This window comes from Geobacillus sp. WSUCF1, from assembly GCF_000422025.1.
Lineage (GTDB): Bacteria > Bacillota > Bacilli > Bacillales > Anoxybacillaceae > Geobacillus > Geobacillus zalihae.
The window spans coordinates 1-25,369 of sequence record NZ_ATCO01000115.1; the positions used below are offsets into that span (position 1 = coordinate 1).

A 25,369-nucleotide genomic window follows, 5' to 3' on the forward strand; every position below is an offset into this window, starting at 1 on the left:
TTTTTTTGCCTGTGAGCAGCAAGAGCGGGTCGTCATCAGCACGCATACCCTCCAGCTGCAGGAGCAGCTCATTCGCCGCGATTGGCCGGTATTGCGGCAAATCGCGCCGTTTCCGCTCCGCGTTGCCGTTTTGAAAGGAAAGCAAAATTACTTATCCCTTGACAAGTTCGCTTCGTTTTTGTCGGAGCCGTCTGACACGTACGATGCGGCGCTCTTGAAATGCCAGGTGCTCGTTTGGCTGCTTGAGACCGACAGCGGCGACTTGGACGAATTGAATGTGTCATCCGGCGCCCGTCTCCTATTGTCCGCGCTTGCCATCGGCGAAGAGGAAGACGGCGGGCGGCATCATTTTTTCGCCCGGGCGAAAGAGCGCTCCGAACGGGCGGATGTGGTCATTACCAACCATGCGCTTTTGCTTCATGATTTGACCGGCCCGGCGCCGCTTTTGCCGCCGTTTCGCCATCTGATCATCGATGAGGCGCATCGGCTTGAAGATGCCGCCGCCCGGTGTTTTGGCGAGCAGATTGGCTATGTGTCGTTTCGCCTGCTGACCGCCAAAATCGCGCAGACGATCGCGAAATGGCAAGAAGCAGAACAGGACGCACCGAATGGGGCTCTTGTCCGTTGCCAGCAGCGTCTTGAGGAGCTGCAGTTTGAAGGGGGCGAGCTGTTCCGCCTGTTGCGCCGCTATGCGTTGGACAAAAAGCCAGCTCGCGCTGGACGTTGCCGCTATCGCTTTTCGCCGACGGACGAACAGAGCCGGGCGTGGCAGGCGGCGGTGGAGTTATGCTGGCGCCTGCGCGATTTGGCGGCGGCGCTATCCGCTGAAGCGAAGCCGCTTCTATCCGCTGATACGAGTGGCGATTTCCCACCATCCGCCTTGCTGTCGGCTGATTTGGCGGCTCTCAACCGGCAAATGGCTGCGCTCGTGCGTTTGCTGACCGAAAAGGAGCCGGGTGTCGTCCGGTGGATCGAAGCGGACGAAAAAGGGGCGGCGAACGCTGTCCGCCTTTACTCGCAGCCGGTTGACCTTGCTGACTTTTTCGCCGATCAACTGTTTATGAAAAAACGGAGCGTCGTTTTGACGTCGGCGACGCTCACTGTCCGCGGCCGGTTCACGTATATGGCGGCGCGTCTCGGTCTTGAGGATTTTTATCCACTTTGCCGCTCGTTTCCGTCGCCGTTTCGTTACGAGGAGCAGGCCGCGCTCTTCGTGCCGGCGGACATGCCGCTCGTTTCTGCCGTGCCGCTTGAAGATTACGCCGAAGCGGTCGCCGCTTCGGTGCTTGCGATCGCCCGACGCCTCGGACGGCGGGTGCTTGTGTTGTTCCCTTCGTATGAACTGTTGAAACTGACGGTTGATGCGTTGAAGACGGAGGAAGAAGGCGAGCCGTTTGTTTTGATCGCTCAAGGGGTGCAAAGCGGCAGTCCGGCAAAGCTCTTGCGGACGTTTTTGCAGTTTGAGCATGCGGTGTTGTTTGGGACGAGCAGCTTTTGGGAAGGGGTCGATCTGCCAGGTTCAGCGCTCGATGTGCTTGTCATCGCCCGCTTGCCGTTTGCGCCCCCGGACGATCCCGTGATGGAGGCAAAAAGCGAGCGCATTTGCCTAGAAGGCGGCGATCCGTTTTCCGAGCTGGCGCTTCCTGAGGCGGTGCTTCGTTTTAAGCAAGGGTTTGGCCGCCTCATTCGCACGGAAGACGACAAAGGAGCCGTATTTGTGCTGGATCGGCGGCTTTTGGCTTCCCCGTACGGCGCGGATTTTCTCGCTTCCTTGCCGCCGCTTTCGATGCATGAAGGCGCGCTTTCTGAGCTGCTCGACAAGGCGGAAACTTGGCTTTCTTAAAGCGCGCTTTATGTTTCATAAAGATGGACGAAACGGCGCAATCTAAAGGTGTCAGGCGGCAAAAAACCCCGCATGAAGCGGGGGCAAAGAAGCAAATTGGCGTTGACGGTGTAGGCGGGCAAATTTGTTATGAAATGATCGGACAAACCTGCTATAATAGGGAAGAAGCACAACTGCGATGACAGTTTGCGCCTTGCCGTTTGGATTTGTCGGCTTGGCCGCAGAGGTGCGAAGAAGCACGCCTTTGATGTCACCTTCGCTGTATTTGTATTGTTGCCGGAGCCGCCGGCGTGTATAAGTAACAAAATTTGCGCCGCACAGGAGGAAACGACGAAAATGGAAAGCAAAATCGAAGTGCTCGCTACCGTCAAAGTTCAGCACTCCGACGACTTGTACAAAATTGTCGACTGCTTGAACCGAACGCTAAAGCGCGACAATTTGATGTTTGGCCTTGCCTTGGATGAAAACGACAAGCGCCAGGCCATCTTTACGATTTATCGGACGTGATCACGATGAAAAAGTGGGGTTGGTTCACTCTGCTTTTTTTTGGATTCCTCATTTGGCAGGCATGGTCGATTTATGACGAGGCGATGGCGCCCAAACGGCTGATGGTGGAACATGCGTTGGCGCGGGCGAAGGAAGCCGCCGGGCTTGCTGATGTGAAGAAAGTCTATACATATTATGGCGACGAAGCGTGCACCGTATTCATCGGAAGAACAAAACAAGGGAAAGCGGTCGTCGTTTGGGTGCCTGAAAAAGAGGAGAATGTCGTCGTCAAGGGCGTGGACAGCGGCATCAGCGAGGCGGAAGCGCGCGCCATTTTGCAACGCGACCGCCGACCGCGGCGCATCATCGACGCGACGCTTGGCATGGAAAAAGGCGTGCCTCTTTGGGAGTTGACATATATTGATGCGGAAGGAAGGTATTCGTTTTATTACCTTCACTTTGCGGATGGGGCCTTCCTGAAGAGGTACAGTTTTCAACAGTGAGGACGTGAGGGGGAAGAAGCGATGAAACTGGCAAAACGGGTGGCGTCGCTGACGCCATCGGCGACATTGGCCATTACGGCGAAAGCAAAGGAACTGAAAGCGGCCGGATACGACGTGATCGGCCTTGGGGCCGGCGAACCGGATTTCAACACGCCCCAGCACATTATCGCGGCGGCCATCAAGGCGATGAATGAAGGGCATACGAAATATACGCCATCAGGCGGGTTGCCGGCACTGAAAGAGGAAATCATCAAAAAGTTTGCCCGCGATCAAGGGCTTTCGTACGAGCCGGCGGAAATCATCGTCTGTGTCGGGGCGAAGCATGCGCTTTATACGCTCTTTCAAGTGCTGCTTGATGAAGGCGATGAGGTCATCATTCCGACGCCGTATTGGGTGAGCTACCCGGAACAAGTGAAGCTGGCTGGCGGCGTTCCGGTTTACGTTGAAGGGCTGGAAGAAAACGACTTTAAAATGACGCCAGATCAGCTGAAACAGGCGATTACCCCGAGGACGAAGGCGGTGATTATCAACTCCCCGAGCAATCCGACCGGCATGATTTATACGGCCGAGGAGCTGAAAGCGCTCGGGGAAGTATGCTTGGCGCATGGCGTGTTGATCATTTCGGACGAAATTTATGAAAAATTGATTTACGGCGGGGCGAAACATGTGTCGATCGCCGAACTGTCGCCGGAGCTGAAGGAGCAGACGATCATCATCAACGGCGTATCGAAATCACACTCGATGACAGGGTGGCGCATCGGCTACGCGGCTGGACCGAAAGACATCATTCAAGCGATGACCGATTTAGCAAGCCATAGCACATCGAATCCGACATCGATCGCTCAATATGCGGCCATTGCCGCCTACAGCGGGCCGCAGGAGCCGGTCGAACAAATGCGCCAAGCGTTTGAAAAGCGGCTTGACATCATTTATGACAAGCTTGTGCAAATTCCAGGCTTCACTTGCGTCAAACCGCAAGGAGCGTTTTATTTGTTCCCGAACGCCCGAAAGGCGGCGGATATGGCCGGATGCCGCACGGTCGACGAGTTCGTCGCCGCCTTGTTGGAGGAAGCGAAAGTCGCGCTCGTGCCTGGTTCTGGGTTTGGGGCGCCGGATTACGTCCGCTTGTCGTACGCGACCTCGCTTGAGGCGCTCGAGACAGCGATCGAACGCATCCGCCGGTTTATGGAGGCGCGGGCCTAAGGCGCTTTGCGCCAAGGTGTCAGAGTGGAAAGAAAAAGGGCGGCTTTGTTTGGCGCAAAGCCGCTTTTTCCGCGTCGGTCTGTCGGCTGGCTCCGGGCGGCTGCGCCGAAGGGCGATTGGTGGGGGCAGCATCGTTTTGCGCTGCTTTGGCTGGTCGTTGCCGTGACGCCGACGGAACGGTATAATAGCGAATGATGGACGTGTCGATTATTGGAGGGAATCAGTGCGTGAAAACGACGACGATTGCGGAAGTGAATCAATACGTAGGACAACAAGTGACGATCGGCGCTTGGCTGGCGAACAAGCGCTCAAGCGGGAAAATCGTCTTTTTGCAGCTGCGCGACGGCACTGGCTTTATTCAAGGCGTCGTCGAAAAGGCGAACGTCTCGGAAGAGGTGTTTCAACGCGCAAAAACATTGACGCAAGAAACGTCGCTCTATGTGACGGGCACGGTGCGCATCGACGAGCGCTCCCCATTTGGCTACGAGCTGTCGGTTGCCGATTTGCAAGTCATTCAAGAAGCAGTTGACTATCCGATTACGCCGAAAGAGCATGGCGTCGAATTTTTGATGGACCATCGCCACCTTTGGCTTCGGTCGCGGCGCCAGCACGCGATCATGAAAATTCGCAACGAAATCATCCGGGCGACGTATGAGTTTTTCAACGACCGTGGGTTTGTGAAAGTCGACGCCCCGATTTTGACTGGCAGCGCACCGGAAGGAACGACCGAACTGTTTCATACGAAATATTTTGATGAGGATGCCTATTTGTCGCAAAGCGGCCAGCTCTACATGGAAGCGGCGGCGATGGCGCTCGGCAAAGTGTTCTCATTCGGCCCGACGTTCCGCGCCGAAAAATCGAAAACACGCCGCCATTTGATCGAGTTTTGGATGGTGGAGCCGGAAATGGCGTTTTATGAGTTTGAAGACAATTTGCGGCTGCAAGAAGAGTACGTCTCCTACCTTGTGCAGTCGGTGCTCGAGCGCTGCCGGCTTGAACTCGGGCGGCTCGGGCGCGACGTGTCGAAGCTTGAGCTGGTCAAACCGCCGTTTCCGCGCCTAACGTATGATGAGGCGATCAAGCTGCTTCATGAAAAAGGATTGACTGACATCGAGTGGGGCGATGACTTCGGTGCGCCGCATGAGACGGCCATCGCCGAAAGTTTTGACAAACCGGTGTTCATCACCCACTATCCGACCTCTTTGAAGCCGTTTTATATGCAGCCGGACCCGAACCGCCCCGACGTTGTGCTATGCGCCGATTTGATTGCGCCGGAAGGATACGGGGAAATCATTGGCGGCTCGGAACGGATTCACGATTATGAGCTGCTCAAGCGCCGCCTTGAAGAGCACCATTTGCCGCTTGAAGCGTATGAATGGTATTTGGATTTGCGCAAATACGGTTCTGTGCCGCATTCAGGGTTCGGGCTCGGCTTGGAGCGCACTGTCGCTTGGATTTGCGGCGTCGAACATGTGCGCGAGACGATTCCGTTCCCGCGGCTGCTCAACCGGCTTTATCCGTAAAAAACCCCCTGCAAAAAGGGGGTTTTTTCGCCGCCGTCATGTTATACTATAGTTGAGGTGCATCGGCATGGAAAAGAAAAAGGTGGCCGAATGGCTGGCGCAAGGAAGCATCGCCGTCCCGAAGCTGCTGCTTGGCCACTACAAGCAGCTTGGGTTGGGCGAGGGGGAGCTCGTCTTGCTTTTGCATATGCAGTCGTTTTTCGAAGAAGGCGTCTTGTTTCCGACGCCGGCCGAGCTGGCCGAAAGAATGACGGTCTCGGCAGCGGAATGCATGGAGATGGTGCGTCGGCTCTTGCAAAAAGGGATGATCGCGATTGAAGAGCATACGGATGAACAAGGCATTCGCAACGAAAAATATACGCTTGAACCGCTTTGGGAGAAGCTCGTGCATCATTTGTACACCCAGGCGGCTCAACAGGGGGAACTCGGCCGGCAGGAGGAAGAGGAGAGCTTATACACCGTTTTTGAGCAGGAGTTTGGCCGCCCGCTCTCCCCGTTCGAGTGTGAAACGCTTGCGATGTGGATCGATCAAGACGGCCATGAGCCGGCCATCATTAAAGCGGCGCTGCGCGAAGCGGTGCTGTCGGGGAAGTTGAATTTCCGCTACATCGATCGCATCTTGTTTGAATGGAAAAAGAACGGCATTCGCACGATTGAACAGGCGCACGACTACGGCAAAAAGTTTCGCAAGCCGTCCTCCCGTTCGGCGAAACAGACGGCGGGAGAATTTAAACAGACGATCCCGTTTTTCAATTGGCTCGACTCGTAACGAGAGGCGCTGTCTCTCGTTTTTGTTTGTCCAAAAATGGCCAATCGAACCGGTAAAAGGCGTCGTTTTGTTCGGGCCAATATGGCAATAAGGAGGAGACAAGGTGCTGACAAAGCAACAAATCCGCTACTGTTTGGATGAGATGGCCAAAATGTTTCCAGATGCGCATTGCGAGCTGGTGCACCGCAATCCGTTTGAGCTGCTGATTGCGGTTGTTTTGTCGGCGCAATGCACCGATGCGCTCGTCAACAAGGTGACGAAACGGCTGTTTGAAAAATATCGGACGCCGCACGATTATATTGCGGTGCCGCTTGAGGAGCTCGAGCAAGATATCCGCTCAATCGGCTTATATCGGAACAAAGCGCGAAACATTCAAAAGCTGTGCGCGATGTTGATTGACAAGTACAACGGCGAAGTGCCGCGCGACCGCGATGAGTTGATGAAGCTGCCGGGCGTCGGGCGGAAGACGGCGAACGTCGTTGTGTCCGTTGCGTTCGGCGTGCCGGCCATCGCGGTTGATACTCACGTCGAGCGCGTCAGCAAACGGCTCGGCTTTTGCCGCTGGGACGACTCGGTTTTGGAAGTCGAGAAGACGCTGATGAAAATCATCCCAAAAGAAGAATGGTCGATCACCCACCACCGAATGATTTTTTTCGGCCGCTACCATTGCAAGGCACAGTCTCCGCAATGTCCGTCATGTCCTCTTCTTCATTTATGCCGTGAAGGAAAAAAACGGATGCGAAAACGGGAGGAAAAAGCGGCAAATCAGAAGTGAACGGAACCGCGAAAGGGCTTGGTGAAGAAGGGAGAGAGCATGCCGGTCGGTCATGAAAAAACGGATGGCGCAAAAGCCATCCGTTTTTTGGGAATGCAACGGTTATGGACGGGTGCCAAGACCCGCTCCGGATCCGTTTTTTAACGGCGGGGAGACAGGCGGCGTTCCGCTGTTTGCACCCGTTCCACTGTTCGTTCCGTTCGTTTGGCCGCTGTTGTTCGTTCCTTGGTTGTTTGTTCCATCCGTTTGGCCATTGTTTTGGTTGGCCCCGCCGCTGTTGCCATTTTCTTGTCCGCCGCTTGCGCCGCCGTTTTGTTCATTGTTGTTTCCCTGACCGTTTTCGTTTCCGTTATTCCCGCTGTTGCCTTGATCGGTGCCGCCGTTTTGCCCGCCGCTGCCTTGGCTGTCATCCCCCGGTTGTTGTGGCGCGGGAGTTTGATCTTCTCCGCCGGGGACATGAACGCTGGCTATGGCCGGTTTGCTCATTCGTTCGCCGTCTTTTGCGTACACGGCGATTGTGTACGTCCATCCTGGCGTCGGATTGGAAATCGTGATCGAACGGTCTTTTGTGGTGATCGTATTCGTTTGACCTTGGCCATCTTTGACGCGCACCTCGAAGATCGTCTCATCGGTTTGCTCATCGTATGACCACGAAACCGAGATGGCGTTCGCCGCTTGGTCGTACACAGCGGTCAACCCTTTCACCGCCGGCAGTTCTTCCGGCACGTCGTTCGCCGTCTCCGTCGGCTCAGTGCCGCGCACGAACAATTCATACGTAATTTCGCTTTCCGGCGTGTATTTGCCGGCAAGTTTCGGCGGGTTCGTGCCTTTTTTGATCGGCAGTCTGACGACGCTCTCCGGCTGCTTGAAGCTTCCGCTGCCGTCATCGATGTGGGACATTAAGTTTTTCAACAAGTATTTCGGGATTTTTTGTTCCTCTATACTAAGCTTTGCCGTGCTGCTTCGCTTGCTGAAGCCGACCCAAATGGCCGCCGTATAGTTTGGCGTATAGCCGACAATCCAGCTGTCCGGCACATCGTCCCGGTCAAGGCCGAATTTTACTCCATCTTTCCCATAGTTCGTCGTCCCTGTTTTGCCTGCGAGCTCAAGTCCTGGAACATTGGCCAATTGACCTGTTCCGGAGCGGATGACAGACTTCAGCACGTCCGTGATCATGTAGGCGGTATAGTCGTGCATCACTCGTTTTGGTTTGGGTTGCAAATCCATTTCCGTGCCGTCCGGGAAGACGATTTTTGTCACGGCATATGCTTCGTATAGACGCCGTTATTACCAAAAGCAGTGTACGCTCCAGCCATTTGCAGCACCGATACGTAGCGGGATACTCCGCCGATAGCGTAAGGCTCATATACTTCATCAAAGCCCATGCCGAGTCGGTTAGCGAACTCCATCGCCCGCTCTTTGCCGACGGCTTGATAGGTTTTGAGCGCCGGAATGTTGTATGACCACGTGAGAGCTTTGCGCAATGTCACCGGCCCAGCGTATTTTCCGCCGGCGTTGCGGATCGGCGTGCCGTCCGAATACGTATACGGCTCGTCAACAAGAATGTGCGCGGTTGACCATTTTAAATATTCAATCGCCGGGCCATAGTCCAAAATCGGCTTGATCGTCGAACCGGGCTGGCCGACCGGTTGGATTGCGTAGTTGAAGCCGAATTCGATATTGTCGCGATGGCGACCGCCGCCTAACGCGCGAATGGCGCCTGTTTTGGTGTCGACGACGGCGATGCCGGATTGCAAATCCTTCTTATTGGTAAAGTATTTGTCAGAGTTTAATAGCTTTTCTACGTATGTTTGAACGTTTTGATCGAGCGTTGTATAAATTTTCAGCCCATCTTCAAAGACGTTGACGTTCGCTTTGTCGGTCACTTCTTTGATTACTTCGTCAATGAAGGCGTCATATGGTACATCATTTTGCGATTTTTTCCGTTTTGTCAGCATCGATTGAATCGGGACTTGTTTCGCTTTTTCCGCTTCTTCCTGGCTGATAAAGCCATGTTTCACCATAAGCGACAATACCGTATCGCGCCGTTTTTTTGCCGCCTCTGGATGGTCATACGGATTATACCGGTTTGGGGCCTGGGGCATGCCAGCGAGCAAAGCTGCTTCCGGAAGAGTGAGTTTTTTCAAGTCTGTCTTGCCAAAATAATATTCGGCGGCGCGTGCGACGCCATAAATGCCGTCTGAATAATAAATTTTGTTCAAATACATTTCCAAAATTTCATGTTTCGAATATTTTTGTTCCAGCTGCAGTGCCAGCCAAGCTTCTTGCGCTTTCCGTTCCAACGTTTTCTTTGATGAAAGGAATGTCATTTTCACGACTTGCTGGGTGATCGTGCTGCCGCCTTCCGCCCCAAATCCTTCCTTGATGTTGGCGAGGACGGCGCCGGCCAAGCGGACGATGTCGATCCCGTGATGTTCATAAAAGCGGGCGTCCTCTGTTGCCAAGACGGCATCTTCAAGCACTTTCGGCACGTCTTTATACGAAATGTACGTTCGCTTGTAGCCGCCAAGCTCCGCTACTTGTTTTCCATTCATATCGTACAAGACGGAAGAAAGCGGATCTTTAATTTTGGCCTCATCCAGCGGAGGAGCGTCCTTAACGAAATAGGCGAAAGTGGCAATACCCCCGATGGCGCCAAGGACCATCATCAGCAATATCGCAATGGCGACGGTTTTCAACCATGACCTTCCTCGTTTCGTTTTCGCTTTCTTCTGTTTGGTCTGTTTCGCTGCCTGCTTTCGTTCTACGCGAGAACGATATTCACCAGACATAAGCAAATCCTGCCTTTCTTACAAGTTTTCACTTCAACGGGTGAAGTACACGTTGTCTACTACACTAATATAATCAATTCTCGGCTGGTAGCCAAGCGGAATGGAATGTCCATGCCGTTCGATCTCTTGTTTCGGAATCGACTTTCGTCCGCCGGCTTCCTGTTTGTTCCACCAAGCGATCAAATGAGAGGCGTCAAGCAAATACGTTTCATTGAGCAAAGAAAAACGCAAAATCGCAAAACAAATGCCGCCGTGGGCGACGACTTGCTCCATATGGCGGATTTGATGAGCGTGGAAATTTTTCAGCGGAAACGCCGTTTTGTTTTTTGTCTCTTTCGCCTCAAAGTCAATGTACTTGCCGCGGTACACACCGTTGTAGTCGGTCGTCGACGCTTGCCGGAAGTAGGCTTCGGTAATGACGGCGGCGCTCCGTTTCGGATAGTCGACGCGCACGATTTGCACCGGGGTCGGCTTTTTATGGATGACCGCGATGCCGCGTTCCCGGTAATATTCATTCGTCGCGTTTAAGTCGTCTTCGAGCGTCATGCCGCGATTGGCATAATCGGCCGCCGGCCGGCGCGCGGCGTTCGGCTTGTTTCCGCGATACTCTTTTCCGCTCGGGTATTTGAGTGCCATCGCGTTCATCTCCTTTGAATGGTTTTTATTATACCATACGCTCCGGTCATATGCGCTCTTTTTCTTTTCCTCCTTTCGACTGAAGGCAAGCGAAGGAGGTCAATGTCGAATGGCGGCTGCTTGCCACTTTCTTTGCCGAATTCGTTCTACTTTTGTCGCCGCAGCAGGAGTCGTCCTTCCCGCCGCGAATGGAATATCATCATGCGAGAAATGGGGGAGAGGGAATGGAAAAACGGCTCGTGAAAAAAGAGGAGATCGAAAAGCAGCTGCAGGAAATAGTTGCACTCATCGAGCAGGTCGATGCGAAAATGGAAAAAGTGATCGCCGATGTCATCGAAGAGCGTTATGCGCAAAATCAAGCGCAGCTCGGGCGCCTTGAAGGGCAGATCGCCGGCGTGGAACAGCGGCTTGAGAAGGAGAAGCAGAGCGCTGCACTTCCGCTTTCGTCGAAATTGTATTTCGTGTAAGCCGGCCGATATGGTATCATCAAACAGAAGCGCATCGCGGCAAAACGCATCCGTTCTCCGGGCCATAGGGCACAGGGCAAACCGGATTTGCCGGCATGGATAAAGGAGGAGGCGCCATGGAAAAAGAGCTTAAGGCGTTGACGAAGCGCCTGCAACAATACAACGAACAGTTGCTTTTGATCGCCCGGCGCGCCCGCGAGCAGAACGAGGAGCCGGATTTTTTTGGCGACGTGAAACCGATGGCCGAAGAGGTGCAGGCCGTTGCCGAACGGTGGAAGGACGCCGCTTCCCGCTGGGTCCGCCATGCGCGGCCGAAATATGTCCATGAGCGGCAAATTGAGGCCGCCGCCGACCATATGGCGAAGCTGTGCGTTGAGGCATTTTATCCATCCGTTCCTGAGCGCCGCATCAAGCAATACAGCCAGGCCGTCGCTTATACGCTGGCGCTTGTCAAGGAACGGCTTGACGACACGAGCGAAGCAGGCAAGGAGAGGTTTTGACGGGGCAGGAGAAAGCGCCGCACGGAAAAAGGGGCTGACCCAAAACGCGAGTGCGTTTTGGATTAGCCCCCTTTTTTGTTTTATGTGTCTTTGCCTGTTGTGATCGAGACAGGGCCGCCTTCTGCAGTAGCGACGGTGTTGATCTCGTATTCGACCCGCTCCGTATGCTTGGGCGGCGCTGGTTTTCCATGTTTCGGCTTTTCATGGTCATGGCCTTTCAATTTATGGTTAAAGTGGACGCCTCGACCCATCGCCAATCCCCCCTTGTACGACAATTCCTCTTGCCTCTTTAGGGTGGGAAGAAACATCGTTTTTTATGCGTCTTGAGGAACAGGGGCAAAAAAAAAAAGAAGGGAAAAGCTCCCTCATCGTCCTACAGCCCAGCGTATTCCCCTGCTTCATCCGGCTGAGAGGCGCCGGCTTTTTCGAGCTCACGCACGAGATCGCGGTACTCGGCGAGCGAAATTTCCCCGCGCAAATACAGACGGCGGGCAAAATCAAGCAGTTCGTTCGCCTCAGCCGGTTCGCAATGTTTGACCGCCATAAACTTATGCTTTAACTCCGTCACGTTCATTGATGCTTTTCCCCCTTCCCCCTTTTTTACATCGTACCATGAAAATAGGAAGAAAGAATGATTTCGGAAAATTAAAACTTCCGACAAGAGGTGACATGTCCGCACACGTCGTCAGGCGTTTGCACATATACTAGTGGCAGCTCGCCTCCTTAGCCTAGGGGGAATCGATTATCAAACATGGGGGAGAGGAGACATGCACCGTTATCCGCGCCCAGTTTCGCCGCCGGTTTATGGACCATACGGCTCAGGCGGCCATTATAGTCCTTATTTTCACTATGGGGTTTCATCCTTCCCATCGGCGCCGGTTCACTGGCCTCATCTTCCGTCCGGCCATGCCGCGCCTCCCTCGTATCCGATGCCGTATCCAAAGCCAGGACCGCTTTTGCCGCCGCCGCGCCCGTCGTTTCTCGCCCAGTTTAAAAACAGCGACGGAACGTACGATATCAACAAAATGATGAGTACCGTGGGGCAAATGATCAATACGGTCAATCAAGTGAATGGCGTGTTGAAAGGATTGCTCGGTACGTTTAAAAAATGAAACCGCGTCATGGCGCGACGGTCGAGCGCGCTTGAAAAAGGGAAACCGCTCCGCCGTTTGCACGGGGAGCGGTTGTCACGTTGTCAAATGAGCAACTCATACACTTCATTGAGCTGATACACGCGCTCATAATCGCGCTCATCCATCGCATAGCGGATTTCATGGGGCAAAATGCGGTCCAAAAAGGCGCTTTCTTCTTGCGTTAAGTCGCGGACAAATTCCCCTTCGCCTCGGTATGGTTTGCTGATCAGTTTTTTGTAAATGCGTTTTGGGGTGTCGCTGTGGTGATCCAAATAGTTGGACAGCACTTCGCGCAAGTAAGCGAGTGTTTGTTCCATCATCGTCCGCCCCCTTCAAAAAAAGAGACAAACTCTTTGCTTGTGTTTGTGCGGCCTTGGACGTACGGATTTTCTTCCGTCACGCGGTCCGGGTCGAGGTTTGTTTTGATGACAAGCATCGGCTCATCCGACGGCTCGTTGATCAGTCGGTCGTTCAATTGTTTGAAATCGGGCAGTTTCGCCATTCGTTTTGCACCTCCTATCAGTAGCGTAGCTTGTCAGCCGAGAAAGTATGTATGCATCGTTTTGACCGCGGCAAGGCAAGCAAATGGCAAACAATAAGGGGGCGGCGGTGACAGACTGCAACGACAACTGGAAGCGGAAAAACAAATACACGAACAACCGTGAGGAAATCGCCAATGAATGGGTGATCAAAAAAGGAACGCCGGAAGAGGGCGAACGTTCCGGAAATTCACTCCATAAACAATAGAAGATGGACAAGAAACAAGCCGCTCCCCATGCAGGGAACGGCTTGTTTCACGCCCAAGCGCGGCGCTGGCCGTTGCCAAAATGGTTTTTGAACGCACACACAGGCTGGATCGTCTTCAATCGATATCGATATATTTCCGTTTTTGCGGCAGCTGGATGGTGAGCGTCCCATTTTGAAACGAGGCTTTCACCTCATGCTCAGCGACCGGATACGGAAACGGAATCAGCCGCGCCACGCGCCGCCGTGCGTGGCGGCGTTCGTATACATGGCCGTGATGATCTGCCGATTCAATGGTTTCATTGTGATCGACGATCAGCTGCAGCCCATCTTCCTGCCATTGCAAGCTGATTTGTTCCCTTTTGATGTCAGGCAGCCGGACAATGATTTGGTAATCGTGCTTCGTCTCTTTCACCTCGATCGGAATGTACGCGGCAGCAAACGTTTGTGCGAAATAGTCATCGAGCGTTTCAAACAGTTTTTGCAGCGGCCGTTCATCAAACCATTGATTCATCATTTTCCGCAAATGATGGAACGGGTGATGGCCTCCCCCATTGGCTGGTGGTTGAAACGATTCATTCATTGCGCTTCCCTCCCTTTTTTCAAAACAGCGAAATGACTCTGTCGGGACGCTGCCGATTGGCAAGGCGATTCACTGTCAATGTATGTACGGAGCGAAAAAAAAGCTACTCCGTACTTTTTTAGGGAGTTTTCATCTTGTTTTAACCCAGATGGAATATAATGACACCACCATCCATGTGATGCACATCAATAACGCTGTCGGTTGCCGGCGGCGGGAGGAGGGATGGCGCGATGCATTGGGTTCATTGGTTGGTGACATTGTTTTTTTCTGGAACAGCCGTGTCGCTTCTTTCCTATCAAGCGTTGGAAATCGTTCAAGCCATTGTCGATTGGATCGTTGACCGCCACTCGTAAACAGCTGCCTGCGCCGCTTTTGGCCGATTCATTTTTGAGGGCGTCTCGAACAGGCGCCCCATTCCTTTTTTGACTGCTGGCTGTCCGTTGGCGGTGGACGATTTGTTGTGTATAGTGAAAGATGTATAAAATGAAAGCAAACAGCCGCAATGGAGGAGGAGCAGCTGATGAACGGACGTATTTTATTGATTGAAGATGAAGCCGGGCTCGCCCGGTTTTTGGAGCTTGACTTAAAGCACGAAGGCTTTGACGTGCATGTATGCGCCGATGGACGCGAAGGGCTCGAGCTCGCTCTTTCGGAGCAGTGGGATCTCATTTTGCTTGATGTGATGCTGCCGAGTCTCAATGGCATGGAAGTATGCCGCCGCATCCGGGCGGCGAAATCGACGCCGATCATGATGATCACAGCGCGCGATAGCGTGTTTGACCGCGTCATGGGACTCGATAACGGGGCCGATGACTACATCGTCAAACCGTTTGCCATTGAAGAGCTGCTCGCCCGCATCCGCGCCTTGTTCCGCCGCGTTCATCCGGAAGCGAACGCCCAAGTGTTGACGTTTAAAGATTTAGTCGTTGACGTGCAGGCGCGCACCGTGAAAAAAGGAGACGAATTTATTGAGCTGACGAAGCGGGAATACGACTTGCTCGTCGCCTTTATGCAAAACATCAATGTCGTCTTGACGCGTGATGCGCTCCTTGACAAAGTGTGGGGATTTGACGCCGAAGTCGAGACGAACGTCGTTGACGTCTATGTCCGCTACTTGCGGCAAAAGCTTGACGAACACGATAAAGAGCGGTATATCCAAACGGTGCGCGGCACGGGATATGTGATGCGGCCATGAAGAGGGAGGCGATTCGCCGGCTTTCGCTGAAAGGGAAGCTGACCGTTTTGTCGGCCGGGGCGATTTTCATTACGTATTTTGTGTTTACGTTTTTGCAATATCATATGGTCAAACAATGGCTGCTGAAGGAAGAAGAAAAAACGATGGAACAAACGGTGGCGGAAATTGAAACCTATTACGAGGAAAAACGTAATCTATCATGGGAAGGGATTCGCCGCAGCCGCGCGTTTTTGGAAAGGTTGAATGAACGATACCAACTCATTCGCGTCACGGATGAGAAAGGAAACGTCATCGTCTCCGTTTCAAATGGGGCAGCGGTGTCGCTATCGCCGAGCGAGATGCCCGACAAGCGGAAAATGGATGAGCATTTCATCAACAATGAACGGTTTTTGCTGCTCCGTCAGCCGATTCATATCAGCAACTTGCATGGAACGATCGAAATCGCCCGCCGGCTGGCGAGGTTCCAGCAAGTGACCAACACGCTCTTTCTCATCATGACGGCGATCGGCTTTTTGGCCATGGCCGCAAGCGCTGTCGCCGGCCGGTTCGTGGCGCAAAGCTTCGTCCGGCCGTTGCAAACGCTGGCCAAAACGATGGCCGACATCAAAAACAACGGGCTGAAACGGCGCATTGATGTGCCTCCGGCGCGCGATGAAATTGCGGAACTGATGGTGATGTTCAACGGCATGATGGATGAAATTGAGCGGTCGTTCGCCATGCAGCGGCAATTTGTCGAGGATGCGTCCCATGAACTGCGCACGCCGCTCGCCATTTTGCAAGGCCATCTTTCGTTGCTGCAACGGTGGGGGAAGCACAACCCGGAGATTTTGGAAGAATCGCTTGAGGCGGCGATGAAAGAGGCGGAGCGGCTGAAGCGGCTCGTTCTCGAGCTTCTGGACTTGTCGCGCGCCGAGGCGATCACGGTGCCGGATGAGGTCGCGCCGATGGATGCCGCGGCGGCTGTCGGACAAGTCGTCAAAAATTTCCGCGTCTTGCACCCGGACTTCCAATTTCTGATTGACCAGCCGGATAAGCCGATTGCGCGCGCGGCGATGGCGAAGCATCATTTTGAACAATTGCTGTTCATTTTGCTTGACAATGCGGTAAAATATTCTCAGCGAGTGAAACAAATCGCGATTTCCTTGCGCGAGGAAGGGCCGTTTGTGACGGTCGCCGTCCGCGACCATGGCATTGGCATTCCGAAAGACGAGCTGAAAAACGTTTTTTTGCGCTTTTATCGCGTCGACAAGGCGCGCAGCCGCGAACAAGGCGGCGCCGGGCTCGGGCTTTCGATCGCCAAGGAAATCATCGATAAATACGGCGGGCAAATTACAGTGGAAAGCGAGATCGATCAAGGAACGACGGTCGAACTGGCCATTCCGAAAGCGGAATAGGAGGAGAGTGAGAGACATGGGACATTCCCATGGCGAAGAGACGGCAGGCAAAAAAGCGATTCATCACGTCGTCGAGAAGTTCCGCAAGCGCGGGGTGAAAATCGCGACATGCAAACCGCGGACGATGATGTCACTGTCATGCTTAGATGAGATCGACAAAATGAGAGGATGAATCGAAGAAAAGAAAATGGAAGCGAAACAGCGCATCATTCCGGCCATTAAAACGATGAAGCAATTTGACGCCTTTTTGTCAAGCGGTTACACGGTCGGCGTGTTGCTTGAGGTGCATATTGCCCAGTTAAAAAGCATCTTTGCCTATGCGCGCCGGCATGGCAAGGAGTTGATCATTCACGTCGACTTGGTGCAAGGGCTGAGCCATGATGAACATGCGGCGGAATACCTTTGCCAAGAGTTCCGCCCGCATGGCCTCATTTCCACGAAAGCGGGCGTCATTATGAAGGCGCGGCAAAAACGAGTCTTGGCCGTGCAACGCATCTTTTTGCTCGATTCTCATGCGTTGGAGAAAAGCTATCAGCTGATCGCCAAAACGAATCCGGACTGCATCGAAGTCATCCCGGGCGCCATGCCGCACATCATCCGCGAAGTGAAAGAACGGACGGGAAAACCGATTTACGCCGGCGGCCTCATCCGCACGGTCGACGATGTCGAGCGGGCGCTGGAAGCCGGCGCGGCATCGGTGACGACGTCAAATGAAACGCTTTGGCGCCACTACAATGGATAATGCGTTGAGCTGGTCAAATCGGCCGCCGTCTGCTACAATAAAGGTAACAAGTTAATCATCAGTCAGGAGACAAGGAGAGACCACGCATGCATGGTAGGCGTCATGCTTATCGTGTTTGCACTGGTCTCTTTTTGTCTTTTTCAAAAGGAGGAATCATGCATGACGTTCTCAAGCAAACAGCGGAGCGATGTTCTTCAAGCGATGAGCGAAAAACAATATGATCTTCTCGTCATCGGCGGGGGGATCACCGGCTCTGGCATCGCCCTTGATGCCATCTCGCGCGGCATGACGGTCGCGCTTGTCGAGATGCAAGATTTCGCCGCCGGCACGTCAAGCCGGTCGACGAAGCTTGTTCACGGCGGCTTGCGCTACTTAAAGCAGTTCGAGGTGAAGCTTGTCGCGGAAGTCGGGCGCGAACGGGCGATTGTGTATGAAAACGGCCCGCACGTCACCACACCGGAGTGGATGCTGCTGCCCATTTACCGCGGCGGAACGTTCGGCAAGTGGAGCACGTCGATCGGCCTTTGGTTGTATGACCGGCTGGCCGGCGTCAAGCAAAGCGAGCAGCGCACGATACTTAATGCCCGGCAGACGTTGGAAAAAGAGCCGCTCTTAAAGCGCGACGGCCTGATTGGCGGCGGCTATTACGTCGAGTATCGGACCGACGATGCCCGCTTGACGATCGAGGTGGTCAAAAAAGCGGTCGAGCTTGGCGTCGACGCCGTCAACTACGTCAAAGCCGAACAGTTTTTATACGACGAGCGCGGCCGCATCACCGGCGCCCGCTGCCGCGACATGATCGGCAGACGAGTGTATGACATCCGCGCCAAAAAAGTCGTCAATGCTGCTGGACCATGGGTTGATGCGCTGCGCGACAAAGACGGTTCGAAAACCGGCAAGCGGCTTCGGCTGACAAAAGGCGTCCATATCGTCATCGATCAAAAGCGTTTTCCGCTCAAGCAGGCCGTCTATTTTGACACCCCGGACGGCCGGATGGTGTTTGCCATTCCGCGGGATGGGAAAACGTATGTCGGCACGACCGATACATTTTATGACGATGATCCTGCTCATCCGGCCATGACCGAAGAAGACCGTGATTACTTATTGCAAGCGATTCACTACATGTTCCCGTCTGTCGGCGTCACTGCCGACGATGTCGAGTCGAGTTGGGCCGGCGTCCGCCCGCTCATTTACGAAGAAGGGAAAAACCCGTCGGAAATTTCCCGCAAAGACGAGATTTGGACATCGCCATCCGGCCTCATCACAATCGCCGGCGGCAAACTGACCGGCTACCGGAAAATGGCGGAAACCGTCGTCGACCTCGTCGCTAAGCAGCTCGAAAAAGAAGAGCAGAAAACGTTCCGTCCATGCCAGACGAAACAATTGCCGATCTCCGGCGGCGATGTCGGCGGCTCGCACCGGCTGCCGGTCTTCATCGCCGAAAAGGCGAAGGAAGCGGCGCGCTATGGGCTGACAGAAGAACAAGGGGCGCGGCTGGCAAAACAGTACGGCACAAATGTCGACCGCCTCTTTGCCTTAAGCAACGAGTACGACCGCTCGTCCGGCTTAACGCGCGAAACGTTCGTCCGCCTCGTCTACGCCATCGAGGAAGAAATGGCGGTCAAACCAGTCGACTACTTCATCCGCCGCACCGGAGCGCTGTTGTTTGATATTGATTCGGTCCGGCGTGAGAAAGAGGCGGTTGTCGCGTTTATGGCGCGGTATTTTGGGTGGACCGAGGAAGAGCGGGACATGTATGGGAAGGAACTCGATCAGGAACTGCGGCGTGCTGTGTTGGCGGAGGAAGGAGAGGAGTGAATGATCCTTTGAAGGAAATGATGAGCGCCTGAATCCAGGGCGCTTTTTTGATGGATTTTTTCGTAAAAATTAAGTAAAATTTAAACAAAAACAAAGCGGGGGAAGAGAATGTCAGTTGCATACAATCCACAAACGAAGCAGTTTCATTTGCGGGCGGGCAAGGCGAGCTACGTGATGCAGCTTTTCCGCTCCGGCTATTTGGCGCATGTCTATTGGGGAAAAGCGGTACGCGATGTTCGCGGCGCGCGGGCATTTCCGCGGCTGGACCGCGCGTTTTCCCCTAACCCCGACCCATCCGACCGCACGTTTTCGCTCGATACGCTGCCGCAAGAATATCCAGCCTATGGGAATACCGATTTTCGTTCTCCGGCGTATCAAGTGCAGCTTGAGAATGGCTCGACCGTGACCGATTTGCGCTACAAAACGCATCGCATTTTCAAGGGGAAGCCAAAGCTTGATGGGCTTCCGGCGACGTATGTTGAGCACGAACAAGAAGCGGAGACGCTTGAAATGGTTCTTGAAGATGCGCTGATTGGCCTAGAGGTCACGCTGCAGTATACGGCGTATGAAAAATGGAACGTCATCACGCGCGCGGCCCGTTTTGAAAACAAAGGCGGCGAGCGGTTGAAACTGCTGCGTGCGCTCAGTATGAGCGTTGATTTCCCAACTGCTGACTATGATTGGATCCATCTCCCCGGAGCGTGGGGGCGCGAGCGCTGGATCGAGCGGCTCCCGCTTCTGACCGGCGTGCAAGCGGCGGAAAGCCGCCGCGGCGCGAGCAGCCACCAACAAAACCCGTTTATTGCGCTCGCTGCCAAAAACGCCGATGAACACCAAGGCGAAGTGTACGGGTTCAGCTTGGTGTACAGCGGCAATTTCCTCGCCCAAATCGAGGTGGACCAGTTCCGCACTGCCCGCGTCTCGATGGGCATCAATCCGTTTGATTTTACGTGGCTATTGGAACCGGGCGAGTCGTTCCAAACGCCGGAAGTCGTTATGGTCTACTCCGATCAAGGGTTAAACGGAATGTCGCAAACGTACCACGAACTGTACCGCACCCGCCTAGCGCGCGGCGCGTTCCGCGACCGCGAACGTCCGATCTTGATCAATAACTGGGAAGCAACGTATTTTGACTTCAATGAGGAAAAGATGATGAATATCGCCCGAACGGCGGCGGAGCTTGGCATCGAATTGGTTGTGCTTGACGACGGCTGGTTTGGGGAGCGCGACGACGACCGCCGTTCGCTCGGCGATTGGATCGTCAACCGGCGCAAGCTTCCAAACGGCTTGGACGGGTTGGCGAAACAAGTGAACGAACTCGGGCTGCAGTTCGGCTTATGGATCGAACCGGAAATGGTGTCGCCAAACAGCGAGCTGTACCGGAAACATCCCGACTGGTGTCTCCATGTGCCGAACCGCCCGCGCTCTGAAGGACGGAACCAGCTTGTGCTCGATTATTCCCGCCAAGACGTGTGCGACTATATGATTGAAACGATCTCGAACGTGCTTGCGAGCGCCCCCATCACTTATGTGAAATGGGACATGAACCGCCATATGACGGAAATCGGTTCGGCCGCCCTGCCGCCCGAGCGCCAGCGCGAAACGTCGCACCGCTATATGCTTGGGCTCTATCGCGTGATGGACGAGATCACCGCGCGTTTTCCGCACATTTTGTTTGAAAGCTGCTCCGGAGGCGGAGGGCGGTTTGACCCGGGGATTCTCTATTATATGCCGCAAACATGGACGAGCGACAACACTGACGCTGTCTCGCGCCTGAAAATCCAGTACGGTACAAGCCTCGTTTACCCAGTGAGCGCCATGGGCGCCCACGTCTCGGCCGTGCCGAACCACCAAGTCGGGCGGGTGACATCGCTCACGATGCGCGGCCATGTGGCGATGTCAGGCAACTTCGGCTATGAGCTCGATATCACGAAATTGACGGAAACAGAAAAACAAATCATCAAGGAACAAGTCGCGTTTTACAAAGATGTGCGCCGCCTCGTCCAGTTCGGCACGTTTTATCGGCTGCTCAGCCCGTTTGAAAGCAACGAGGCGGCGTGGATGTTCGTCTCGGAAGATCAGTCGGAAGCGCTCGTCGCCTACTTCCGTGTTCTGGCGGAAGCGAACGCGCCGCTGTCATACTTGCGGCTCAAAGGGCTTGACCCGAATCAAGACTATGAAATCGAAGGCCTTGGCGTCTACGGCGGCGACGAGCTGATGTATGCCGGAGTGGCGGTGCCGCACCGCTTGGGCGATTTTATCAGCATGATGTGGCGATTGAAAGCCGTTCGATGATAGGGGGAATGATGCGGCCTGAGCGGATGCATCAGCGCGAAACAAACGAATCGAACCCGGCATGTTAGATGCCGGGTTCAAACTGTTTGAGCTTCTCGATGATGCGCCGCTTCCGATAAAGCATCTTCCCGGTTTCGGCGATGTCTTCCATAAACGATTTGTTAAACAGCGAACCGAAAATGACGCCGATGATCGGCACGGCTTGAAACAGCTTTTTCCATCCGTACTGGTCGCGGAACGTCATCATCACTTCCCGCCATCCTTGCAGTTCGGAAAAGACGCGCCCGCGTTCATTGGAGAACGACGAAAGTTCGTCCAAAATCGCTTTTTTCCCGACGATGTCCGCCGCGGCAAACTGCAGGCATTTGACGACAAACACGCGCTCCTCTTTTTCCTTCGGGTCATATCCGTACACGATGGCGATCTCTTGCAGCGTTTTCAGCGCCAAGCCAAGAAGCGCTGGGATGTCCACCGCCAGCGTCAGCGCCCCGCCCATTCCAGTCGCCGCCCCTTGCAGCTGGGCGAACGTGACGCGCGCATCGATCAACTCGTCGCAAACGCGGTCCATCGTCGCAAGCGGCAAGTGCGGCACCTCGGCCAACGACGATACGCCAAGCTTGTCCAATACCTTTCCTTCATTCACTAAGTATTGCCCGCCGCTTTGAATATAGCTGCCCAGCTCATCAAGCAGCTGCCCTAGTTTTCGATGGACGACTTTTGGCGTCAGCTTATCGAGCACTTGAAACGGCAAGCGGCCGAGCTTTTCCCAAAACCATAGGTCTTTTTGGGAGTGTTCCCAGTTCATGATGGTTTGGAGTTCTTGTTTTAGTGATGTTATTGTATCCTTCATAAATTTGTCCTCCGAACATTGTTGAATCACTTGTTCTTAGGTTGAGGATTAGGGGCATTTTTTATACATTTATATTATAAAGAAGAAGGGCTTATTAATAAGGTTTATACTAAAAACTGAATCCTGTTTTTATCTACTCTGAAAATACCTAAACTCCTAAATGCACCAATTCACGATATTCGACAGAAAAATATTTTTATCCTGCCAATGACGACGAAATTTTTCCGTCGTGAGAGTCTATATAGACGTGTAATTTGGCTAGTCTTTAATTAAAAAAAATATATATATTTAGTAAAAGTTTATTGTTGACGAATATTGAATTTTAACTTAATTTATAATTAGATAAAAATTTATCTGGGGGGAATAACTATGAACGTTTTATCCTCAATTTGTTACGGAGGAGATTACAACCCAGAGCAATGGCCAGAGGAAATTTGGTATGAAGATGCTAAGTTGATGCAAAAAGCGGGGGTGAATTTAGTATCTTTAGGGATTTTCAGTTGGAGCAAGATCGAACCGTCTGATGGAGTGTTCGACTTTGAATGGCTAGACAAGGTTATAGATATACTATATGACCACGGTGTGTATATTAACTTGGGGACGGCGACTGCAACTACTCCAGCTTGGTTTGTAAAAAAGTATCCAGATTCTTTGCCGATCGATGAAAGCGGTGTCATTCTCTCGTTTGGCAGTAGACAACATTATTGTCCTAATCATCCTCAATTAATTACGCACATAAAGAGACTTGTGAGGGCTATAGCAGAACGGTATAAAAATCATCCGGCACTCAAAATGTGGCATGTTAATAATGAGTATGCATGTCACGTTTCCAAGTGTTTTTGTGAGAATTGTGCTGTCGCGTTTAGAAAGTGGCTAAAGGAAAGATATAAAACAATCGATGAATTAAATGAACGTTGGGGTACAAACTTTTGGGGACAGCGATACAATCATTGGGATGAAATTAATCCCCCTAGAAAGGCACCAACTTTTATTAATCCATCCCAAGAACTTGATTACTACCGTTTTATGAATGACTCAATTCTCAAGTTGTTTTTAACAGAAAAGGAAATTTTACGTGAGGTAACACCAGATATTCCAGTATCAACTAATTTCATGGGTTCATTCAAACCGTTAAACTATTTTCAGTGGGCTCAGCATGTAGATATTGTGACATGGGACTCATATCCTGATCCCAGAGAGGGCTTGCCAATTCAGCACGCCATGATGAATGACCTTATGCGTAGTTTAAGAAAAGGTCAACCGTTTATTTTGATGGAGCAGGTAACCTCACATGTTAACTGGCGCGATATTAATGTTCCAAAACCGCCAGGTGTAATGCGTCTATGGAGTTATGCAACTATTGCCCGTGGTGCAGATGGTATTATGTTTTTCCAGTGGCGTCAAAGTAGAGCAGGAGCTGAAAAATTCCACGGTGCAATGGTGCCCCACTTTTTGAACGAGAATAATAGAATTTATAGGGAAGTTACACAGTTAGGGCAAGAGCTGAAAAAGTTAGATTGTTTGGTCGGATCTAGAATCAAGGCAGAGGTCGCGATCATTTTTGATTGGGAAAACTGGTGGGCTGTCGAACTAAGTTCCAAACCACATAATAAACTAAGATATATTCCTATAGTTGAAGCTTATTATAGGGAATTATATAAACGTAATATTGCTGTCGATTTTGTAAGGCCATCTGATGATCTAACAAAATACAAAGTAGTTATCGCTCCAATGTTATATATGGTTAAAGAGGGAGAAGATGAAAACTTACGGCAATTTGTTGCTAACGGTGGCACTTTGATTGTCAGTTTCTTCAGTGGCATTGTAGATGAAAATGACCGTGTACATTTAGGCGGATATCCTGGTCCTCTGCGAGATATTTTGGGGATTTTTGTTGAGGAATTTGTACCATACCCAGAAACAAAGGTAAACAAAATATATAGTAACGATGGGGAATATGATTGTACGACGTGGGCGGACATAATCCGATTAGAAGGGGCAGAACCTCTAGCGACATTTAAGGGGGATTGGTATGCAGGACTTCCGGCGGTTACACGTAACTGCTACGGTAAAGGAGAGGGGATTTACGTCGGTACTTATCCAGATAGTAATTATTTAGGCAGGCTTTTAGAACAGGTTTTCGCTAAACATCATATTAATCCCGTTCTTGAAGTAGCTGAAAATATAGAGGTGCAACAAAGAGAGACTGATGAATGGAAGTATTTAATTATTATCAATCATAATGATTACGAAGTGACACTGTCACTGCCAGAAGATAAGATATACCAGAATATGATTGATGGGAAATGCTTTCGAGGAGGTGAATTGAGGATTCAAGGGATTGATGTAGCAGTGTTAAGAGAGCATGATGAAGCCGGGAAGGTTTAGAGAAGTCTCGTTCCGACAGTTGGCAACATAATATGCATAAGATGACAATGTCTATAAACATTGGATCTTACGCACTTAGTGAAAAGGCTCATTTCATTAAGACAACAACTGAAAAATGTATGTTTTTCGGCTGTATATTCTTAATTAGACTCCTTTTTCACCAAAAGTTCATAAGAATTAAAAAAACAGGAGGGATTTTCTTTGAAAAAGATTTTGACACTATTTTTAGTAAGTATTCTTCTATTAACTGCTTGTTCTTCAAAAACGAAAAACGGTGGAGCTGCAGATAGCACAAAAAGTACGAATGAAATAACAGTGTGGACGTGGGATCCAAATTTCAACGTAAAAGCGATGAAAATTGCAGAAGAGTTTTATAAGAAAGAGAATCCTAATTTTAAATTAAAAATTATTGAAAATGCTCAAGAGGATATCGTTCAAAAGCTTAATACAAGTTTAAGTTCTGGCACAACAAAAGGCTTGCCAAATATCGTATTAATTGAAGACTATCGTGCACAGAGCTTCCTTAAAGCGTATCCTGATGCATTCTATGACCTATCAAAATATTTCAAAGCGGAAGATTTTGCTGAATATAAACTTGCTCCTACTAGCTTAAATGGTAAACATTATGGGCTTCCGTTTGATACAGGGGTTGCTGGGTTATATGTGAGAACAGATTATTTGCAAAAAGCGGGATATACTGTTGATGATTTACAACTCACATTTCGCACCC

Annotated in this window: 28 protein-coding genes and 1 pseudogene; 21 read left to right on the forward strand and 8 right to left on the reverse strand. The window is 52.0% G+C overall.

Annotated elements, in window-relative coordinates; all coding sequences use genetic code 11:
• The 8 genes from dinG to nth all read left to right on the forward strand — a co-directional run.
• Positions 1-1,843 (forward strand): ATP-dependent DNA helicase DinG (gene dinG / locus I656_RS0116045; protein ID WP_033006052.1); only part of this gene is annotated, 1,843 nt, incomplete at its 5' end.
• Positions 1,844-2,179: 336 nt separating this feature from the next.
• Positions 2,180-2,350, forward strand: a complete 171-nt coding sequence (locus tag I656_RS18070; RefSeq protein WP_011231659.1) for a YpmA family protein — start codon at positions 2,180-2,182, stop codon at positions 2,348-2,350.
• 5 nt (positions 2,351-2,355) lie between these two features.
• Complete coding sequence (locus tag I656_RS05175) at positions 2,356-2,832, forward strand: DUF5590 domain-containing protein (protein WP_013144922.1); 477 nt, start codon at positions 2,356-2,358, stop codon at positions 2,830-2,832.
• 21 nt (positions 2,833-2,853) lie between these two features.
• Entirely contained in the window at positions 2,854-4,035 is a 1,182-nt protein-coding gene (locus tag I656_RS05170; RefSeq protein WP_020755739.1) for a pyridoxal phosphate-dependent aminotransferase, read from the forward strand.
• Between the two features lie 16 nt (positions 4,036-4,051).
• Positions 4,052-4,201, forward strand: coding sequence for a hypothetical protein (locus I656_RS18705; RefSeq protein ID WP_014196185.1), 150 nt, complete (start codon positions 4,052-4,054; stop codon positions 4,199-4,201).
• Between the two features lie 28 nt (positions 4,202-4,229).
• Positions 4,230-5,558, forward strand: coding sequence for an asparagine--tRNA ligase (gene asnS / locus I656_RS05165; protein WP_020278328.1), 1,329 nt, complete (start codon positions 4,230-4,232; stop codon positions 5,556-5,558).
• 67 nt (positions 5,559-5,625) lie between these two features.
• Positions 5,626-6,327, forward strand: coding sequence for a DnaD domain-containing protein (locus I656_RS05160; RefSeq protein ID WP_020278329.1), 702 nt, complete (start codon positions 5,626-5,628; stop codon positions 6,325-6,327).
• 103 nt (positions 6,328-6,430) lie between these two features.
• Positions 6,431-7,102 (forward strand): endonuclease III, encoded by a 672-nt coding sequence (gene nth, locus I656_RS05155; RefSeq protein ID WP_011231654.1) that lies wholly within the window; start codon positions 6,431-6,433, stop codon positions 7,100-7,102.
• Positions 7,103-7,204: 102 nt separating this feature from the next.
• Here nth and I656_RS0116050 read toward each other — a convergent pair.
• A pseudogene (locus I656_RS0116050) lies at positions 7,205-9,894 on the reverse strand (PBP1A family penicillin-binding protein).
• Between the two features lie 33 nt (positions 9,895-9,927).
• Entirely contained in the window at positions 9,928-10,530 is a 603-nt protein-coding gene (recU, locus tag I656_RS05150) for a Holliday junction resolvase RecU (protein WP_011231652.1), read from the reverse strand.
• Between the two features lie 224 nt (positions 10,531-10,754).
• On the opposite strand from recU, the gene I656_RS0116055 reads away from it, so the two are divergent.
• Both I656_RS0116055 and I656_RS05145 read left to right on the forward strand, forming a co-directional pair.
• The gene (locus tag I656_RS0116055; protein WP_013144928.1) at positions 10,755-10,997 is read left to right on the forward strand and encodes a hypothetical protein; all 243 of its coding nucleotides are present in this window, start codon (positions 10,755-10,757) and stop codon (positions 10,995-10,997) included.
• Positions 10,998-11,113: 116 nt separating this feature from the next.
• Positions 11,114-11,497, forward strand: coding sequence for a YppE family protein (locus I656_RS05145; protein WP_015375251.1), 384 nt, complete (start codon positions 11,114-11,116; stop codon positions 11,495-11,497).
• Positions 11,498-11,577: 80 nt separating this feature from the next.
• On the opposite strand, the gene I656_RS18710 is transcribed toward I656_RS05145, so the two are convergent.
• Together I656_RS18710 and I656_RS0116060 are read right to left on the reverse strand one after the other, a co-directional pair.
• A complete protein-coding gene (locus tag I656_RS18710; RefSeq protein ID WP_013144930.1) occupies positions 11,578-11,748 on the reverse strand; it encodes a hypothetical protein in 171 nt (56 codons plus the stop codon).
• A gap of 122 nt (positions 11,749-11,870) precedes the next feature.
• Positions 11,871-12,071 (reverse strand): YppF family protein, encoded by a 201-nt coding sequence (locus tag I656_RS0116060; RefSeq protein ID WP_011231648.1) that lies wholly within the window; start codon positions 12,069-12,071, stop codon positions 11,871-11,873.
• A 193-nt stretch (positions 12,072-12,264) separates the two neighbouring features.
• Between I656_RS0116060 and I656_RS05140 the strand changes: the two genes are divergently transcribed.
• Positions 12,265-12,609, forward strand: coding sequence for a YppG family protein (locus I656_RS05140; protein WP_013144931.1), 345 nt, complete (start codon positions 12,265-12,267; stop codon positions 12,607-12,609).
• An 83-nt stretch (positions 12,610-12,692) separates the two neighbouring features.
• Here I656_RS05140 and I656_RS05135 read toward each other — a convergent pair whose 3' ends face one another.
• Both I656_RS05135 and I656_RS05130 read right to left on the reverse strand, forming a co-directional pair.
• Positions 12,693-12,947, reverse strand: a complete 255-nt coding sequence (locus I656_RS05135) for a sigma-G-dependent sporulation-specific acid-soluble spore protein CsgA (protein ID WP_015375250.1) — start codon at positions 12,945-12,947, stop codon at positions 12,693-12,695.
• On the reverse strand, positions 12,947-13,132 hold the full coding sequence (locus I656_RS05130; protein WP_011231645.1) for a hypothetical protein: 186 nt from the start codon (positions 13,130-13,132) through the stop codon (positions 12,947-12,949). Before I656_RS05130 ends, I656_RS05135 begins: the two co-directional genes overlap by 1 nt.
• Positions 13,133-13,215: 83 nt before the next feature.
• Here I656_RS05130 and I656_RS18715 point away from each other — a divergent pair, with 83 nt between their 5' ends.
• Positions 13,216-13,377: a hypothetical protein gene (locus I656_RS18715; RefSeq protein WP_015375249.1), complete on the forward strand. Its 162-nt coding sequence runs from the start codon at positions 13,216-13,218 to the stop codon at positions 13,375-13,377.
• 115 nt (positions 13,378-13,492) lie between these two features.
• Here I656_RS18715 and I656_RS05125 read toward each other — a convergent pair whose 3' ends face one another.
• Positions 13,493-13,957: an Hsp20/alpha crystallin family protein gene (locus I656_RS05125; protein ID WP_011231644.1), complete on the reverse strand. Its 465-nt coding sequence runs from the start codon at positions 13,955-13,957 to the stop codon at positions 13,493-13,495.
• 230 nt (positions 13,958-14,187) lie between these two features.
• Here I656_RS05125 and I656_RS19765 point away from each other — a divergent pair, with 230 nt between their 5' ends.
• From I656_RS19765 to I656_RS05100, 7 genes are all read left to right on the forward strand, one after another.
• Positions 14,188-14,310 (forward strand): hypothetical protein, encoded by a 123-nt coding sequence (locus I656_RS19765; protein ID WP_013524106.1) that lies wholly within the window; start codon positions 14,188-14,190, stop codon positions 14,308-14,310.
• Between the two features lie 167 nt (positions 14,311-14,477).
• Positions 14,478-15,152, forward strand: coding sequence for a response regulator transcription factor (locus I656_RS05120; protein ID WP_013144934.1), 675 nt, complete (start codon positions 14,478-14,480; stop codon positions 15,150-15,152).
• Entirely contained in the window at positions 15,149-16,546 is a 1,398-nt protein-coding gene (locus I656_RS05115) for a HAMP domain-containing histidine kinase (RefSeq protein WP_020755752.1), read from the forward strand. Before I656_RS05120 ends, I656_RS05115 begins: the two co-directional genes overlap by 4 nt.
• Positions 16,547-16,562: 16 nt before the next feature.
• A complete protein-coding gene (locus I656_RS18720) occupies positions 16,563-16,718 on the forward strand; it encodes a hypothetical protein (protein ID WP_164832333.1) in 156 nt (51 codons plus the stop codon).
• 15 nt (positions 16,719-16,733) lie between these two features.
• Positions 16,734-17,288: a glycerol-3-phosphate responsive antiterminator gene (locus I656_RS05110; RefSeq protein WP_020755754.1), complete on the forward strand. Its 555-nt coding sequence runs from the start codon at positions 16,734-16,736 to the stop codon at positions 17,286-17,288.
• Positions 17,289-17,447: 159 nt separating this feature from the next.
• Positions 17,448-19,106: a glycerol-3-phosphate dehydrogenase/oxidase gene (locus I656_RS05105; RefSeq protein ID WP_033006057.1), complete on the forward strand. Its 1,659-nt coding sequence runs from the start codon at positions 17,448-17,450 to the stop codon at positions 19,104-19,106.
• A gap of 108 nt (positions 19,107-19,214) precedes the next feature.
• Entirely contained in the window at positions 19,215-21,401 is a 2,187-nt protein-coding gene (locus I656_RS05100) for an alpha-galactosidase (RefSeq protein WP_020755756.1), read from the forward strand.
• A 64-nt stretch (positions 21,402-21,465) separates the two neighbouring features.
• On the opposite strand, the gene I656_RS05095 is transcribed toward I656_RS05100, so the two are convergent.
• Positions 21,466-22,251 carry an EcsC family protein gene (locus I656_RS05095; RefSeq protein WP_033006056.1) on the reverse strand — a complete coding sequence of 262 codons (786 nt, stop codon included), beginning with the start codon at positions 22,249-22,251 and terminating at the stop codon, positions 21,466-21,468.
• A 369-nt stretch (positions 22,252-22,620) separates the two neighbouring features.
• On the opposite strand from I656_RS05095, the gene I656_RS05090 reads away from it, so the two are divergent.
• The gene (locus I656_RS05090; RefSeq protein ID WP_020755758.1) at positions 22,621-24,639 is read left to right on the forward strand and encodes a beta-galactosidase; all 2,019 of its coding nucleotides are present in this window, start codon (positions 22,621-22,623) and stop codon (positions 24,637-24,639) included.
• Positions 24,640-24,840: 201 nt separating this feature from the next.
• Positions 24,841-25,369 (forward strand): ABC transporter substrate-binding protein (locus tag I656_RS05085; protein WP_020755759.1); only part of this gene is annotated, 529 nt, incomplete at its 3' end.